General features: G+C 37.9%; 19 protein-coding genes and 4 tRNA genes. 20 read left to right on the top strand and 3 right to left on the bottom strand.

All coding sequences use genetic code 11. The annotated features are described in order from the left end of the window. The first annotated feature begins 36 nt into the window (after window positions 1-36). The 12 genes from V7097_RS22975 (at window position 37) to V7097_RS22920 (ending at window position 7,479) form a co-directional block, all read left to right on the top strand. Window positions 37-113: transfer RNA gene (locus V7097_RS22975), tRNA-Met, on the top strand. A gap of 3 nt (window positions 114-116) precedes the next feature. After that, window positions 117-192 (top strand) — tRNA-Asp (locus tag V7097_RS22970). A 129-nt stretch (window positions 193-321) separates the two neighbouring features. After that, a tRNA-Met gene (locus tag V7097_RS22965) sits at window positions 322-398 on the top strand. A gap of 3 nt (window positions 399-401) precedes the next feature. Further along, window positions 402-477: transfer RNA gene (locus tag V7097_RS22960), tRNA-Asp, on the top strand. Window positions 478-1,423: 946 nt separating this feature from the next. Further along, window positions 1,424-2,413, top strand: a complete 990-nt coding sequence (gene thiL / locus V7097_RS22955; protein WP_335705957.1) for a thiamine-phosphate kinase — start codon at window positions 1,424-1,426, stop codon at window positions 2,411-2,413. 10 nt (window positions 2,414-2,423) lie between these two features. Then, on the top strand, window positions 2,424-2,885 hold the full coding sequence (tsaE, locus tag V7097_RS22950; protein ID WP_335705956.1) for a tRNA (adenosine(37)-N6)-threonylcarbamoyltransferase complex ATPase subunit type 1 TsaE: 462 nt from the start codon (window positions 2,424-2,426) through the stop codon (window positions 2,883-2,885). Continuing rightward, window positions 2,882-3,574 carry a tRNA (adenosine(37)-N6)-threonylcarbamoyltransferase complex dimerization subunit type 1 TsaB gene (tsaB, locus tag V7097_RS22945; RefSeq protein ID WP_335705955.1) on the top strand — a complete coding sequence of 231 codons (693 nt, stop codon included), beginning with the start codon at window positions 2,882-2,884 and terminating at the stop codon, window positions 3,572-3,574. The genes tsaE and tsaB overlap by 4 nt, the downstream gene beginning before the upstream one ends. A gap of 2 nt (window positions 3,575-3,576) precedes the next feature. Next, complete coding sequence (rimI, locus tag V7097_RS22940; protein WP_335705954.1) at window positions 3,577-4,044, top strand: ribosomal protein S18-alanine N-acetyltransferase; 468 nt, start codon at window positions 3,577-3,579, stop codon at window positions 4,042-4,044. Further along, entirely contained in the window at window positions 4,037-5,053 is a 1,017-nt protein-coding gene (tsaD, locus tag V7097_RS22935) for a tRNA (adenosine(37)-N6)-threonylcarbamoyltransferase complex transferase subunit TsaD (protein ID WP_335705953.1), read from the top strand. Before rimI ends, tsaD begins: the two co-directional genes overlap by 8 nt. 225 nt (window positions 5,054-5,278) lie before the next feature. Continuing rightward, window positions 5,279-5,752: a type IV pilus modification PilV family protein gene (locus V7097_RS22930; RefSeq protein WP_335705952.1), complete on the top strand. Its 474-nt coding sequence runs from the start codon at window positions 5,279-5,281 to the stop codon at window positions 5,750-5,752. A gap of 15 nt (window positions 5,753-5,767) precedes the next feature. Continuing rightward, entirely contained in the window at window positions 5,768-6,244 is a 477-nt protein-coding gene (locus V7097_RS22925; protein WP_335705951.1) for a PulJ/GspJ family protein, read from the top strand. Between the two features lie 11 nt (window positions 6,245-6,255). Beyond that, window positions 6,256-7,479 carry a hypothetical protein gene (locus V7097_RS22920; protein WP_335705950.1) on the top strand — a complete coding sequence of 408 codons (1,224 nt, stop codon included), beginning with the start codon at window positions 6,256-6,258 and terminating at the stop codon, window positions 7,477-7,479. A gap of 277 nt (window positions 7,480-7,756) precedes the next feature. On the opposite strand, the gene V7097_RS22915 is transcribed toward V7097_RS22920, so the two are convergent. Then, window positions 7,757-9,691: an ABC-F family ATP-binding cassette domain-containing protein gene (locus V7097_RS22915; RefSeq protein WP_335705949.1), complete on the bottom strand. Its 1,935-nt coding sequence runs from the start codon at window positions 9,689-9,691 to the stop codon at window positions 7,757-7,759. Between the two features lie 134 nt (window positions 9,692-9,825). Between V7097_RS22915 and moaC the strand changes: the two genes are divergently transcribed. The 4 genes from moaC to tatC are packed head-to-tail and all read left to right on the top strand — an operon-like array spanning window position 9,826 to window position 11,959. After that, window positions 9,826-10,317 (top strand): cyclic pyranopterin monophosphate synthase MoaC, encoded by a 492-nt coding sequence (gene moaC / locus V7097_RS22910; RefSeq protein ID WP_335705948.1) that lies wholly within the window; start codon window positions 9,826-9,828, stop codon window positions 10,315-10,317. Between the two features lie 2 nt (window positions 10,318-10,319). Further along, complete coding sequence (locus tag V7097_RS22905; protein ID WP_335705947.1) at window positions 10,320-10,961, top strand: redox-sensing transcriptional repressor Rex; 642 nt, start codon at window positions 10,320-10,322, stop codon at window positions 10,959-10,961. Between the two features lie 34 nt (window positions 10,962-10,995). Next, on the top strand, window positions 10,996-11,187 hold the full coding sequence (locus tag V7097_RS22900) for a twin-arginine translocase TatA/TatE family subunit (RefSeq protein ID WP_335705946.1): 192 nt from the start codon (window positions 10,996-10,998) through the stop codon (window positions 11,185-11,187). Window positions 11,188-11,203: 16 nt separating this feature from the next. Next, entirely contained in the window at window positions 11,204-11,959 is a 756-nt protein-coding gene (tatC, locus tag V7097_RS22895) for a twin-arginine translocase subunit TatC (RefSeq protein ID WP_335705945.1), read from the top strand. A 42-nt stretch (window positions 11,960-12,001) separates the two neighbouring features. Here the strand turns inward: tatC and V7097_RS22890 are convergent, their stop codons facing one another. After that, window positions 12,002-12,211, bottom strand: a complete 210-nt coding sequence (locus V7097_RS22890) for a YdiK family protein (protein ID WP_335705944.1) — start codon at window positions 12,209-12,211, stop codon at window positions 12,002-12,004. A 3-nt stretch (window positions 12,212-12,214) separates the two neighbouring features. After that, complete coding sequence (locus V7097_RS22885; protein ID WP_335705943.1) at window positions 12,215-12,952, bottom strand: CPBP family intramembrane glutamic endopeptidase; 738 nt, start codon at window positions 12,950-12,952, stop codon at window positions 12,215-12,217. Between the two features lie 528 nt (window positions 12,953-13,480). Here V7097_RS22885 and groES point away from each other — a divergent pair. From groES to V7097_RS22865, 4 genes are all read left to right on the top strand, one after another. Further along, the gene (groES, locus tag V7097_RS22880; RefSeq protein ID WP_335705942.1) at window positions 13,481-13,765 is read left to right on the top strand and encodes a co-chaperone GroES; all 285 of its coding nucleotides are present in this window, start codon (window positions 13,481-13,483) and stop codon (window positions 13,763-13,765) included. 56 nt (window positions 13,766-13,821) lie between these two features. Continuing rightward, window positions 13,822-15,447 carry a chaperonin GroEL gene (gene groL / locus V7097_RS22875; RefSeq protein WP_335705941.1) on the top strand — a complete coding sequence of 542 codons (1,626 nt, stop codon included), beginning with the start codon at window positions 13,822-13,824 and terminating at the stop codon, window positions 15,445-15,447. A 138-nt stretch (window positions 15,448-15,585) separates the two neighbouring features. Next, window positions 15,586-15,885, top strand: coding sequence for a hypothetical protein (locus V7097_RS22870; RefSeq protein WP_335705940.1), 300 nt, complete (start codon window positions 15,586-15,588; stop codon window positions 15,883-15,885). Window positions 15,886-16,141: 256 nt separating this feature from the next. Continuing rightward, a complete protein-coding gene (locus V7097_RS22865) occupies window positions 16,142-16,360 on the top strand; it encodes a heterocycloanthracin/sonorensin family bacteriocin (protein WP_335705939.1) in 219 nt (72 codons plus the stop codon). Window positions 16,361-16,523: the final 163 nt, after the last annotated feature.

The following is a 16,523-nucleotide window of genomic DNA, read 5'->3' as shown; positions in this document are numbered from 1 at the left end:
GAGTAGGACGTCGCTAGGCTTTTATATTATTATTATCGCGGGGTGGAGCAGTCTGGTAGCTCGTCGGGCTCATAACCCGAAGGTCGTAGGTTCAAATCCTGCCCCCGCAACCAAATGGTCCCGTGGTGTAGCGGTTAACATGCCTGCCTGTCACGCAGGAGATCGCCGGTTCGATCCCGGTCGGGACCGCCATATTTTACAAACGCACGAAACTTCAGGTTTCGTTTTTTTTTGGAAAAGGAAAATTTGGGTTTACCACAACAATTATGGGACAGTCATGTGCAAACTATACGCATGGCAAAAATGTATATTTATTATTATCGCGGGGTGGAGCAGTCTGGTAGCTCGTCGGGCTCATAACCCGAAGGTCGTAGGTTCAAATCCTGCCCCCGCAACCAAATGGTCCCGTGGTGTAGCGGTTAACATGCCTGCCTGTCACGCAGGAGATCGCCGGTTCGATCCCGGTCGGGACCGCCATATTTTACAAACACACGAAACTTCAGGTTTCGTATTTTTATTTTGAAAAAAAGAATAAGATTTGGGTCTACCACAACATTTATTGTTGTGGTTCTTTCTAATTATGGGAATAATATTCAAAGCCAAGTTTTTTTATATAAAGGGAAACGTAAATGAAAAAAGGATTAACAGAAATTGTTTCATTAATCATATGAAGGGGAAAAGAAGCGTGGAACCATATCAAAGAGCATTTCATAGGGGTTCTGAAGTGTAAAATATGTGAAGAACCTCTCCTAAATGCTCTTCATCGTGGTTATGAAGAGGAAAAGAGGCGAAGAACCTTGCCCAAATACCCTTCATCATGGTCATGAAGGGGAAAAAAGTGAAAAATCCCATTAATAAACCTTTCATTCTGGATTATGGTTATGAAGGACCGAACGCAACCAACTCCACTAGGAAAAGTCCTTCAAGACCTAAACGAAAGCAGAATCCCCTCCAAAAGGTCCTCATCGCACTTATGAAGACCCGAACGAAAGCAGAATCACTTCGAAAAGGACCTCATCGCACTTATGAAGACCCAAACGAAAGCGGGATTCCTCCCAAAAGTTCCTCATCGTGCTTATGAAGACCTAAACGAAAGCAAAATCACCTCGAAAAGGTCCTCATCATGCATATGAAGACCTAAACGAAAGCAGAATCACTTCCAAAAAGTCCTCATCGTCCCGGTGAAGGAACGAACACAGCGAGCACCTCGTCAAAAAGTCCTTCATCAAAATTTTGAATGCAAAAGCGAACAAGTGGCTCCTTCTTGTACAAAAATTCATCAATTTAATATCTTTTTTTGCTGATTTTGTTGAAATACGGTAAACTTATAATATTGTATAAAGGTCCTTAGGCGTTGTCCTAAGGCTTTTTTTCACTACTTCGATTACTATTTTCTTTTTTGACATATTAGGAGTGACATTAGATGGCTTTGCAGGATGAATTTCACTTTATTGATCAAATCAAACCTAAGCATATTTCTCAATCTGGTTTAATTGCAGGGATTGGTGATGATGCTGCACTTTTTCGTCCGACCCCAAATATGGAACAAATCATCTGTATGGATACAATGGTGGAGGGGATTCATTTCAATTCTCACACAATGGATCCTTATCAAATTGGATATAAGGCTTTAGCTGTTAATATTAGTGATATTGCGGCAATGGGTGGAATCCCTACATATTATTTGGTGTCTATTGCTATTCCGAAGGATTGGAATGAAGCGGATTTGTTATCGATTTATGAAGGTATGGCAATGCTAGCAGATAAGTACGGGATGGATTTAATTGGTGGCGACACTGTGTCGATTTCTGAATCCTTGGTTATAACCGTTACGGTTCTTGGTGAGGTTGAGAAAGGAAAGCATTTTTTACGAAGCCATGCAAAGCCAGGAGATATTGTTTTTGTGACTGGGACGGTTGGAGACTCAGCAGCTGGGTTGAATGTATTATTACATAGTGGAAAAAAACATTCGTTTACTGAGTTAGAGGAACCCCTTATAAGAAAACATCAATATCCGACACCGAGAGTAGAGATTGGGAGACTTTTATCTACTTTTGGAAGGGTCTCTTTAAATGATATTAGTGATGGTTTAGCCAGTGAAGCCAATGAGATAGCAAAAGCAAGCGGTGTTACTTTACTTATAGATGATGCTAAAATCCCATTCAGCGATGCTATTTTAGCACAGTTTAAAGACCATGCTCTAGAGTTTGCATTATACGGTGGGGAGGACTTTGAACTAGTTGGGACGATGGCTGCTTCAGATTGGGATATACTACAGAAAAAAGCAAAAGAACATGGTTATGTCCTTTCAAAAATTGGGACTGTTTCGGAAGGCGGTCCAGCTGTATTTTTAAACCGAGACGGGGAACTACAAAAGCTTGAAATGAAGGGGTATAATCATTTTACTAAATAAGGTGGATTGTATGGAAAAATATGAGTTTATATCGAATACACCCGAAGCAACGGAGAATTTTTCTTATCGACTGGCTGAAAGGCTTAGATCAGGCGATGTGATAACTCTTGAAGGTGATTTAGGGGCAGGAAAAACAACTTTTACAAAAGGGCTGGCAAAAGGACTTGGTATTACTAGAACGGTGAATAGCCCGACATTTACGATAATCAAGGAATACCATGGGCGAATTCCTTTATACCATATGGATGTATATCGTTTGGAGCATAGTAGTGATGAGGATCTTGGATTTGATGAGTATTTTGAGGGTGATGGAGTGACTGTCGTTGAGTGGGCCCATCTTATCGAAGACCGGCTACCAAAGGATCGGTTCACAATCAGAATCGAACACCAAGGAGATACAAAGCGTAAGATTACGGTGATGCCAATTGGGGAAAGGTATCAACATTTATGTGAGGAGTTATTTGGCGAATGAAGGTTTTAGCAATAGATACATCCAATTATGTATTAGGGATCGCGATTGTTGATGAGGAGAAAGTGATTGGAGAGGTCATTACAAATCTACCAAAGAACCATTCTGTCCGTGTGATGCCAGCCATTGAACAGGTAATGAAGGAATGCGGCATAAAGCCTAATGAGCTTGAAAAAATTGTAGTGGCTATGGGCCCTGGTTCATATACAGGGGTAAGAATTGGAGTCACGATTGCGAAAACATTAGCATGGTCATTACAAATTCCGTTGGTAGGAGTATCGAGTCTAGAAGTGGTAGCAGCCAATGGCAGGTATTTTAATGGCTTTATTTCTCCATTATTTGATGCAAGAAGAGGCCAAGTATATACAGGTCTTTATCAATATGAAGGAAGGACCCTGACTTGTGTGGAAGAAGATAAAATTATTTTATTATCGGATTGGCTTGAGGAGCTTAAAAAGAAAGAAACACCGGTACTTTTTATTGGGAATGATTTAGTTATCCACAAGGAACAGATAGAAACAGATTTTGATCAACTTGCATATGTTGCACCATACACAGATTGGAATCCGAGACCAAGTGAGTTAGCAGAATTAGGGTTGAAGAAAGAGCCAGTGGATGTTCATTCATTTGTGCCAAATTATATTCGTTTGGCAGAGGCAGAAGCGAACTGGTTAGGGAAGAGGCAGGGGTAAGAATGGAAGATATCATCAATCAACAGATTTTGTTTCGTTTCATGACGTTAGACGATATTGATGGTGTAGTGAAGGTTGAAACGTCGGCATTTACTGTTCCGTGGAAGAGAGAAGCATTTTATAATGAGTTAGTTCATAATCAGTTTGCCAAGTATATTGTGATGACTGATAACGGCGAAGTGATTGGGTATTGTGGGATGTGGCTTATTTTAGATGAATGCCATATTACCAATATCGCGGTGCTTCCAGAATATAGAGGAAAAAAGCTAGGGGAAGCTTTGTTGATGCAGGCGAAGCTATTAGCGATGCAGCATCAAGCAGCAACGATGACGCTTGAGGTTAGAGTAACGAATCTTGTTGCACAAAACCTCTATAAAAAACTAGGCTTTAAGCCTGGCGGAATCAGAAAAAATTACTATACAGACAATAATGAAGATGCGCTAGTAATGTGGGTGAATTTACATGAGTGATAACCAAATAATTATGGGAATTGAAACAAGCTGTGATGAAACGGCTGTTTCGATTGTGCGAAATGGACGGGAAATTTTATCAAATGTTGTTGCATCACAAATAGAAAGTCATAAACGCTTCGGTGGGGTTGTTCCGGAAATTGCATCAAGGCATCATGTTGAAGCCATCACACTTGTAATTGAAGAGGCAATGAAGCAGGCTGATGTTAATTTCTCAGATATTGATGGTATTGCAGTAACGGAAGGACCTGGTTTAGTAGGTGCTTTATTAATTGGGGTCAATGCAGCAAAAGCGGTGGCATTTGCCCACGACATTCCCCTTTTAGGAGTTCACCATATTGCAGGTCATATTTATGCAAATCGATTAGTTGAGGAGCTGGAGTTTCCGTTATTAGCGTTAGTTGTGTCTGGAGGCCATACTGAGCTTGTTTATATGGAAGAGCATGCATCCTTTAAGGTCATCGGGGAAACGAGGGATGATGCTGCTGGCGAGGCATACGACAAGGTGGCTAGAACACTTAGTCTCCCATATCCAGGCGGCCCTCATATTGATCGACTTGCCCATGAAGGAACAGCGACGATTGATTTACCAAGAGCATGGCTAGAAGAGGACTCTTACGATTTTAGTTTTAGTGGGTTAAAATCAGCTGTCATTAATACTCTCCACAATGCGGAGCAGCGTGGAGAAACGATTGATCCAAAGAATCTAGCAGCAAGCTTTCAGGAAAGTGTTATTGATGTTTTAGTAACAAAAACTGTGAAGGCAGCAAAAGAGTATCAAGTAAAACAAGTTCTTTTAGCTGGGGGAGTTGCAGCAAATAAAGGATTGCGGGCAGCTTTGGAGGAAGCATTTTCGGAAATGCCAGAAGTGAAGCTCATTATTCCGCCACTTTCACTTTGTACAGACAATGCTGCGATGATTGCGGCAGTTGGAAGTGTCTTGTACGAAAAAGGGAAACGTTCATCCTATGCGTTAAACGCCAATCCCGGCCTAGATATCGAGATTTAACTTAGATTGAATCCATCATATGCGAAATAAAGAGAAGTCCCAAGTGAAAAACCTACACTTGGGACTTTTTTGCATTTCGATAACTATTAACTTCGACAGCACACACTCCAATTACTCTAAAATACCAAATGACTTCTTAAAAATCATGTATAATACTATTTAGTTATATAAAAAGATAGGAAATGGTGCTTTTGCCACTTGAAAATATTAATAGAAGGTGATTGCTTGACCCAATCCATTAAAAACGAAAAAGGGGTTACCTTAATAGAATTAATTAGTTCAATTGCTATTTTAACCATCATATTGCTTAGCTTCATGTCATTTTTCATCATGTCAGCTAAATATAATGGAGTCTCCTCTGACAAAATGAACGCAACAAATATTGCCAGAGAAGTACAAGAAGAATTCAAAGTAAATGAAGAAAAAAATCTGGCGCTAAAAAATTTGATCAATTATTCCAGAACTTCTTCAGTTACGTCCATTCCTAAATCCAGTTATCCAAACCTTAATTTAACTCAGGATATTCAAATAAACAACGATATTTTGACCCTTATTTTTACAAAACAAAACTTTACCATTAAAGTCAATGTGGATACAAGCAGTGATGAAAATATAGATATATCCTTATCAAAAATAAATGTTCAAGTTATAAATGGGACAAACGTATTATCCGAAACTTTTACCTACTTTGAGAACTAAAAGGAGGATTAGTAGATGATGAAACACCTCCGAAACAATGGCGGAATTACACTTATTGAACTACTTGCAACAATGGCGCTTTTTTCAATTGTTAGCATACTAATCTATGGTGTTTTAATAAATGGGATGAACTACTCCGAAAAATCAAGGGATAATGTTTCAAGACAGCAAGAAATGAATATCCTTGTCACTACTATTACGAAAGCCCATGAAACTTATGCAATGTATGATATTGTCGTTGATCAGAGTCCAGATGCAAATAGAATTCAACTCATAGGAAAAGATGTATCCGGAACTGTTGTTAATACTGTGGAAATATCAAATGAAAACTTTGTTTATTCATTGGTCAATTCTCAAGGATCTGCTGAAGTCCCTTTTTCGACTACAACAACTGTTAATTCATCTCAACCTTTATACATAAAAATTATCATAAAAGATAAAAAGCATCCAAGCCAAACGTCCGAGATTAAAACCATTATTTCCAGACTGTAAGGAGGGATATTATGCGGAACTTAAAAAATGAGCAAGGAATGTCCCTTGTAGTTGTTTTATTAATACTTACTGTGATTTCCGTATTAGGTTTGGCAGTAATGGGTGCTTCAATTAATAACATGAAGCAAATTAGTAAGACTGAATCCAACATAAAAACAACAGACATTGCTGAAATGGGAGTCGTATACTATGAAACTCAATTAAAGTCATTTCTAAATGAGCAATTATATGATCAAGCAAAGCAAAAAGAAATCATTAATCGCTACTTTACGAATGCAGCATCAAAAGCTGTATTAATCGAAAAGTTTAATAATCAATTTCCTATTGAATTAAATAATTTGTATAAGAATGATAACTCTCTTTTTACTCACACTGGGGATGGATTTCTTCCAGAAAAGACGGTGGATGCAGATAGTTCATTTAAAATTAAAATTAACCCGAATGGGATCATGAAAACGACTTGCTCCCCCCAAACACCTGCCAATTCACAATGTTACAGTATTACTTTTGATAGTTATGGGTATTATGGGGAAAATCTTGAAAAAGTATTGAGTGCAACATTTGATTTTTCATATTTTATCAACTCAAACAGCATAGAAATAACAGCCGGTGCTCCTACCCCTGTACCAATATATGAAGACATTATTAATTCCATACAAAGTAAAAATTTACGATCATGTACAACTGCTGATTTTAATAAAAATAAAACCACGGTAGATTGCAGTTCAAATTTGGATCCTACGAAAATTCCAGATACGAATGGAATCTCTAATTCTTCTATTGTTTTTAATAAAGGAGTGAATCTTGACCACTTGTCGCATGCAGTTTCACATTCTAAACTAATTATCCATAGTTTAGACGTAAATAACCCGACTAGAATCGGCAAGTTTAATCCTAATGGATTTATTAATTCATCAATTGTGATTATCGGTAATGCCAAACTATATGATCAAATTATGAAACCTGTGAACTCAAGTATTTATATTACGGGGGATGCAGATTTAACGGGTTTCATATTAAAAAATGCTGATTCCCTCACTAAAGTATGTGTAAAGGGAACAATAACACCAGCTAGCATGAGAAATATTCCAGGAGTTTATTCAAATGAATACAATTCTACAACATATCAGGATAAGTGTATGAGGAAATCAGAGACAGTCGGAAATAATTCACTTACAGTAAAAGGTGAAATTATTAGTCCTAGCATAGATGAAAAATCCTATGTCACTTATTAGTCATAAAACAAAAATGCAAAAAAGTAGTCCATAAGGGCTATTTTTTTGTTGATAAATAATCCACAGACTCAATAAATTTGTGGAAAACTAATAAAAAGTACTGAAATAACTAATGTGAATTTGTGGACACTATTTGTGGATAACTCTGTTGATAAATGTTGATAATGTGGATAAGTTAGTGTATAACTCGAAAAAATGTGGAAAATGCTACAAATAATCCCCATCTAAACTTGTTTTTAGATGGGGATAACTTGTTTTGTGGATAAGCGGAAAAGGTCTAACCACTTATTTCGTGGAGGGATTCCCATTCTTCCATTAGGGCTTCTAGCTTAGCTGATATTTTCTCATTTTCTTCATTAATACGTTGAACTTCTTCATGGTTTTGGTAGACTTCAGGGTCGCACAGAAGCTGTTCATTTTCTTCGGTTTTTTCCTCAAGAGAGGATATCTCAAGTTCAATTTCTTCAATTCTACGTTTTCGTTGGCGTTCTTGCTTCTTTAATTCCTTTTCTTGTTCATAGGATGTTTTTACTTGGACCACTTCTCGTTTATCAGTCTTTTTCTCCTGTGATTCAAGTCTAGCCAATTCTTCCATTTCGAATTTTTTCTCAAGGTAGTAGTCATAATCACCAAGGTATTCTGTCAGTCCAGCTGGGGATAACTCAAATACTTTCGTTGCGATACGGTTAATAAAGTATCGGTCATGGGATACAAAAAGGATTGTCCCAGGGTAATCAATTAAAGCATTTTCAAGTACTTCCTTACTATCAAGGTCTAAGTGGTTCGTTGGCTCGTCAAGAATGAGGAAGTTCGATTTCTCCATCATAAGCTTTGCAAGAGCAAGCCTCGCTTTTTCTCCACCACTTAAGGTTGAGACGATTTTTAACACATCATCCCCTGAAAATAGGAAGTTCCCAAGAACAGTGCGGATTTCTTTTTCAGGTTTAAGCGAATATTCATCCCATAATTCATTTAACACTCTTTTATTCGAGGTGAGGTTTGCTTGTTGTTGGTCATAGTAGCCAATCGTGACATGAGAACCGAAACGAATTGTTCCATCCACATGGTCAAGCTTATCGATAATTGCTTTTAATAGGGTTGACTTCCCAATCCCATTTGGGCCCACTAATGCAATACTGTCTTCACGATAAATATTAAAATTGATATTTTTGATAATTGGTTTTTCTTTTACATAGGAAACGGAGATGTCTTTTGCGCTCAGTACATCATTTCCACTTTGTCTTTCAATTTCAAAACGGAAGGAAGCTGATTTTTCATCACCTAATGGCCTGTCCATCAGCTCCATTCGGTCAAGCTGTTTTCGTCTACTTTGAGCACGTTTCGTTGTTGAAGCTCTGACTAAGTTTTTCGCGATGAAGTCTTTTAGTTTTTCAACTTCTTCCTGTTGTTTTTCGTACTTTTTCAAATCAAGCTCATAGTTTTCTGCCTTTAATTTTAAATAGTTGCTGTAGTTCCCAACAAATTTGGAGCTAGTGTGTCTTGAAATCTCATAGACCTGATTGACGACTTTGTCTAGGAAGTATCGGTCATGTGAAACAATTAAGAGTGCACCAGGATAGCCCTGGAGATATTGTTCAAGCCAAGTAAGCGTGCTAATATCGAGGTGGTTTGTCGGCTCGTCCAGAATCAATAAATCAGGCTTTGTTAGTAATAGTTTACAAAGGGCAAGGCGTGTCTTTTGACCACCGCTTAGGCTAGATATTTTGGTTTCGTAGAATTCTTCTGTAAAATTAAAGCCATGTAGAAGGGAGCGAATATCGGCTTCATATTGATAGCCACCTTTTTCCTTAAAATCGACCTGAAGCTGGTCGTATTCTTCGAGCAGTTTTTGATAATCAGCGGTATTTTCAAAAACAGAAGGGTCTCCCATTTTTACTTCAAGGTTTCTTAAGTCTTTTTCAAGCTTTTGTAATGGTGCGAAGACGGTCAGCATTTCTTGCCAAATGGTAAGATTTGATTCAAGTCCCGTGTCCTGTGCGAGGTAATCGATTGTGACGCTTTTTGGCTTAATGATTTCACCGCCATCATGGGACATCTGACCTGCAATAATTTTTAATAGGGTTGATTTTCCGGCACCATTTCGGCCAACTATGGCAATTCGGTCACGCGTTTGTACTTCTAGTTTTATATTCGATAAAATAAGATCAGCAGCAAAATACTTTTTGAGCTGATTTACTTGTAGTAAAATCATTGTTTCTCACCTCTTGTTTCTAACAACAGTGTATCTTATATTATCTAAATAGAGCAACTGCAATGATAATGTTCACAGATGTTTAAAAGACAGATGTGGTAAAATAGTGTATAGTTTATGGGAGGGTTCGATATATGACATCATTTACCCATTTTAATGAGCAGGGTCGAGCGAAAATGGTCGATATTACAGAGAAATCTGATACTGTTCGTACAGCGATTGCAAAATCGAGTATTAATGTGAATAAATTGATTTATGAGCAAATAATAAATAATGAAGTTAGCAAGGGGGATGTTCTTGCTGTTTCTCAGGTTGCAGGTATTATGGCAGCTAAAAAGACATCAGAGCTAATCCCGATGTGCCATCCGTTGGCATTGAAGGGCGTCGATATTCGTTTTAGTTGGACGACCCAAGATGAATATATTTTGCATATTACCGTATCGGTTAAAACAAAGGGTAGTACCGGTGTCGAGATGGAAGCCCTTACGGCTGCATCTGTTTGTGCGCTAACTGTATATGATATGTGTAAAGCGGTTGATAAAGGCATGGTGATTGGGCCAACCTATTTAGCCGAAAAAACAGGTGGAAAGAACGGAGATTTTAAAAGGCAAGTAGCGGGGGAATAGACATGAATCTTGAACAATCAAAAATACCACAAGCAACTGCCAAAAGGCTGCCACTTTATTATCGGTTTTTGAAAAACTTGCATGCCTCGGGAAAGCAGAGGGTATCATCTGCAGAACTGAGTGATGCAGTAAAGGTTGATTCAGCCACGATTAGGCGCGATTTTTCCTATTTTGGTGCATTAGGAAAAAAAGGGTATGGATATAATGTCAATTATTTATTATCCTTTTTTAGTAAGACCCTTGATCAGGATGAGTTGACGAAGGTTACGTTAATCGGTGTTGGTAACTTAGGTACTGCATTTTTACATTATAATTTTTCAAAAAATAATAATACAAAAATTGAGCTTGCGTTTGATGTGGATTATAATAAAGTAGGAAGTAGTATAGGTGGAGTAAAGGTGTGCCATTTAGATGATCTTGAAAAAGAATTGCCTGATGATGTCACGGTTGCTATTTTAACAGTGCCGGTTGGCGCAGCACAGTCGATTACTGATCGCCTTGTGAATAAAGGAATCAAAGGTATCCTTAATTTTACACCAGCTAGAATCAATGTGCCTGAACATATTCGAGTCCATCATATTGATCTGGCTGTTGAATTACAAGCACTAGTTTACTTTTTAAAGCATTATTCAATTGAAGAATAGAAATACATTTTAAAATTATTGGGAGGTGCACACAGTGGGAAATCTTGGATTTGGTAGTATCCTATTGATTGTATTTGCTGCATTATTAATCTTTGGACCTAAGAAGTTACCTCAATTAGGAAAAGCTGCAGGTAATACATTGCGTGAATTCAAAAACGCAACAAAAGGCTTAGCAGATGATGACGATGATGATGTTAAAAAGAACGAAACTAATGATGTGAAGTAACGATAGGATGGGTCATATGAACGAAAGAGAAATGTCCGTCTATGATCATATTGGTGAGTTACGAAAACGACTGATTTATATAGTCGTTTTCTTCTTCATTGTTGCATTAGGAAGCTTTTTTCTTGCCGAACCGCTAATTCTTTATTTGCAAAATGCCAAGGAAGCCAAAGAGCTGACAATGAATGCTTTCCGTATGACAGATCCAATTAAAATTTACATGCAATTTGCCTTTATTATTGCACTTGTTATTTCTTCTCCTTTTTTACTGTACCAGCTTTGGGCATTCATTAGTCCAGGCTTGTATGAGAAGGAAAGAAAGGTAACTCTAAGTTATATTCCGCTTTCAGTAGGATTGTTTTTAGTAGGGGTGTCGTTTTCCTATTTTATTTTATTCCCATTTGTTGTGAATTTTATGACGCGGTTAGCGGATCGCCTTGATATTAATCAGGTAATCGGGATTAATGAGTATTTTCAATTCTTGTTGCAGCTGACTTTACCGTTTGGCTTTTTATTTCAGCTGCCGGTTGTTGTAATGTTCCTAACAAGACTCGGAATCGTCACACCGATGTTCTTATCGAAAATACGAAAATATGCATATTTTGTGCTTCTAGTAATTGGAGGTTTAATCACACCTCCTGAGATAATCTCTCATTTAATGGTCACCGTGCCGTTATTCGGATTATATGAAATCAGTATTCTCGTATCAAGAAGTGCCTACAGGAAGGTGCTTAAAGCGGAAATGATGGCAGCAAATTCGAATTCGATGGAATAAAGAAAAGTGCAGAGAATAGAAAAAATAACCTCCGTTCAGAGGTTATTTTTTTGCGTTTGTGACTTTTTTTATTTTAAAGTGTAGGGCAAACATTCGGATTGCCACACCAAAGTCGAAGGTTGCGACAAGTGCTAGAAGAATGGTGGAAAAGTTCCAGATTGTCTCCGTTGCACTACTGATCGCGATATAAGTAAATAAAGTTCCCATTAATACGTAAATGATGCCCATTGCAAAAGGTGAAGTTCTTCGCATAAATTAAAAGCCCCCAATAAATGACTGTTGTAGCTTCTCGGCTTGCTTCATAATCCTTTCTATATCATCTGCAAAAACCGTCTGCATCACTACAACAAAAGTATTCATCGCAACATGCGCAAAAATCGGTACGATAATTCGCTTTGTTTGTACATAGAGGAATGCAAAGGTAAAGCCCATTGCGGTATAAATAAGGATATGAGTGAAATCCATATGCACAACAGCAAAAATTAACGAACTAATTAAGCCCGAGATGAAAAAGTTAAATTTTTTATATAATGATCCAAAGATAATTTGGCGGAAAATAATCTCTTCAAGAATTGGACCAATAATCGAAACAACGATGACAAGTAATGGTAAAGATTTGACCAAGGACATGATTTCTTGGGTGTTTTCAGATCCAGCTTCAATTCCAAACAGATGAATTTCAATGTTTGCAGCAACTATCTGGGCTGTCATGGCCATTACTACACCTGCAATCGCCCATCCAATTGCCTCACCTTTTGAGGAACGTCTTAAGTTCTGATGTCTCTCCTTAATATCTTGCCTTAATAAAAATAATACAATCGGAAGTGCAGCAACAAAACTAATAACAGTCCATTGTGCAATAATTGTATTTGTAGCAGTGGCTGGATCTAGGTCATTTCCAACACCAAAATATAATAAAAGCGGGATACCTAAAACTCCAGAGAACTGCATGATGATATAAGTTAAAATGACATACCAATATCGAGCTTTCATGAAAATCTCCTTTTTATAGATGGAATAGTAATAAATATGAACCTGTCCACCCTTTGTATTGTAACATATATTCATACTTATCCATTAGTATAATGCAAAACCAAAATTTCATTGAAAGAACTTTAAATGTTGGTTTATTTTTCCTATTTGTAACATAGGATAGGTAGGGTGGACAAATTATTAACTTATTCCGTCAGAGTTTGAACTCCGACTGAATAAAGGTAAAGCCTTCGGCAGATGCCACGAATCTAAAAGGAAACTTTTCGAGCTTAAGTTCAAAGACTAAGAGCGCCACATCCTGTGGCAACGTCTTTGTAACCCACATCATGTGGGCCTGAAAAATCGGGCGCAAATACGCCAAGGGCGTATTTGATGGAAGAAATAGAATCTTTTTTCCAAATTCTATATCAAATTGCTTGCAAAATAGATAGAGATTATTTAATATAATAATTGTGTTAGCACTCAAGAGGTTTGAGTGCTAATAAGAAAAAAACTAATTATTTAAATTATTTGAGGAGGTCGTTTCACTTGTTAAAGCCATTAGGTGATCGCGTTGTTATTGAACTAGTTGAATCAGAGGAAAAAACTGCAAGCGGAATTGTATTACCGGATTCTGCAAAGGAAAAGCCTCAAGAAGGTAAAGTAGTGGCTGTAGGCACAGGCCGTGTACTAGACAGTGGTGAAAAAGTAGCTTTAGAGGTTGCGGTTGGTGATCGCATTATCTTCTCAAAATATGCTGGTACTGAAGTGAAATACGAAGGTGCTGAATACTTAATTTTACGTGAAAGCGACATTTTAGCTGTTATCGGTTAATAAGAAGCAGCATTTTATATCATAAGATTTATTAATTTTTTGAGGAGGGCTTTAGAATGGCAAAAGAAATTAAATTTAGTGAAGATGCTCGTCGCGCAATGCTACGTGGTGTTGATGCATTAGCTAATGCTGTAAAAGTAACATTAGGACCAAAAGGTCGTAACGTGGTTCTTGAGAAAAAATTTGGTTCACCGCTTATCACTAATGACGGTGTAACAATTGCAAAAGAAATCGAACTAGAAGATGCATTCGAAAACATGGGTGCTAAGCTTGTTGCTGAAGTTGCTAGTAAAACAAACGATGTAGCTGGTGACGGTACTACTACTGCAACTGTTCTTGCTCAAGCGATGATTCGCGAAGGCTTAAAGAACGTTACTGCTGGTGCAAACCCAATGGTAGTTCGCAAAGGTATTGAAAAAGCTGTTGTTGTAGCTGTTGAAGAATTAAAAGCTATTTCACAACCAATTGAAGGTAAAGAGTCTATCGCACAAGTTGCTGCTATTTCTTCGGACGACAGTGAAGTTGGCCAACTGATCGCTGAAGCAATGGAGCGCGTTGGTAATGACGGTGTTATTACAATTGAAGAATCTAAAGGCTTCTCTACTGAACTAGAAGTAGTAGAAGGTATGCAATTTGACCGTGGATATGCTTCTCCATACATGGTAACTGATTCTGACAAAATGGAAGCAGTTCTTGAAAATCCATATGTGCTAATCACTGACAAAAAGATTTCTAGCATTCAAGAAATCCTACCAGTATTAGAGCAAGTTGTTCAACAAGGTAAGCCATTATTACTAATTGCTGAAGATGTTGAAGGTGAAGCTCTAGCAACTCTGGTTGTGAACAAACTTCGTGGTACATTCAATGCAGTTGCTGTTAAAGCTCCTGGATTCGGTGACCGTCGTAAAGCAATGCTAGAAGATATTGCAATCCTAACTGGTGGTCAAGTAATCACCGAAGATTTAGGCTTAGACCTTAAATCTGCTGACATTACTCAATTAGGTCGCGCTTCTAAGATCGTAGTATCAAAAGAAAATACTACAATCGTTGAAGGTGCTGGTGAGTCTGATAAGATCGCATCTCGCGTTAACAATATCCGTGTTCAAATGGAAGAAACTACTTCTGAATTTGACAAGGAAAAATTACAAGAGCGCCTTGCTAAATTAGCAGGTGGAGTTGCAGTAATCAAAGTTGGTGCTGCAACTGAAACTGAACTTAAAGAACGCAAACTTCGTATTGAAGATGCTCTTAACGCAACTCGTGCAGCAGTTGAAGAAGGTATCGTTTCAGGTGGTGGTACAGCCCTTGTGAACGTATATAACAAAGTAGCTGCTATCGAACTTGCTGGAGACGAAGCAACTGGTGTGAATATCGTTCTTCGTGCTTTAGAAGAGCCAGTTCGTCAAATCGCTCACAACGCTGGTCTTGAAGGATCTGTAGTTGTTGAACGCTTAAAAGGCGAAGCACTTGGTGTAGGCTTCAATGCTGCAACTGGTGAGTGGGTAAACATGGTTGAAGCTGGAATCGTTGACCCAACTAAGGTTACTCGTTCTGCACTTCAAAACGCAGCATCTGTATCAGCTATGTTCCTAACAACTGAAGCAGTAATTGCTGACATTAAAGAAGAAACTCCTGCTATGCCTGACATGGGTGGCATGGGTGGAATGGGCGGCATGATGTAGGGCTTTTAAGCCATACATTTGAGAAATAGTAATTACTATTTTTCGCTCAATTTTTACTTCATTCTGAGAAGTAGTCATGGAATAAACTTATATCAATATCAATAACCACTTCCTATAAAAATTAGGGAGTGGTTTTTTGTGTTGTTAAAATTTGCGTATCAAGATTTTTTGGGTGACCAACGTTTCAAGAACACAACCAAACAGAATGTCTCTAAGCCTAATACAGCAAGTGTCGAGGCCAATGCTTGGATATTATGTAAAGGTTGCAATATTGCTAAAGGGACAAAGATTATTATTGAAGATATAAAAGAAGTCCCAAGCCAGATTTTAGGACCAATGCTCTTACAGCAATATGCCAATCGAATTGAAGAAGGTTTCTTTAAAAAAGTAACAATTACTATTGGTTTTTGCTGTTTTCATGTTGTATGTTCCTTCTGAAGTTTTATTTTGTTTCGGTCGTTTATCCACCGGCAGAAAGAAACATAACCATTCCATGGAAAAAAACAATAGATAAAAATTGGAGGGAAAAAGAAATAGGCTCTATGATTAGTAACAGAGACCTAAAAGAAAACATAATTTGTTAAAGAGAGTACACTTCGTAACTAATGATTTCGTTTACACAGAACTGGCATTGACTTTCCACTCTTTATTCATGTTTAACCAAAATAATTACAATGGGGAGGAAAGAAATAAAATGTTACAAAATGAGCTACAAGGGTTGGCAATCGACCCTTACCAAGTTGGTCAGTTAGTTCCTCTGGATCATCAAAGCCAAGACCTGCATACGATGAGCAGGCTTTGTGGAGGCTGTGGCTTCCGATGCGGCGGCTGTGGTGGCTGTGGCGGCTGCTTTGGTTTGGGCTGTTTCGGCTTTGGCTTCGGTTTTAGTTGTTTCGGTTTCGGTTTTATTTAATTCTTTTGGCAGTTTGAGCTGTTTGGAGCCGGGTAATTTCCTAAAGGAAAAATTAATTTTGTAAATCAAAAATGCCCTTGCGTAATTTGTCGCAGGGGCACTTCTTTATTAGTTATCATATTGGACAAAAAATCGTACATAAACTAATAATGCATATTTATAT

Origin of the sequence: Bacillus sp. JJ1562 (genome assembly GCF_036962705.1) — a bacterium.
Classification (GTDB): domain Bacteria; phylum Bacillota; class Bacilli; order Bacillales; family Bacillaceae_L; genus Ferdinandcohnia.
Note: the sequence above shows the minus strand (reverse complement) of the source record. Positions and strands in the feature narration are given on the sequence as shown.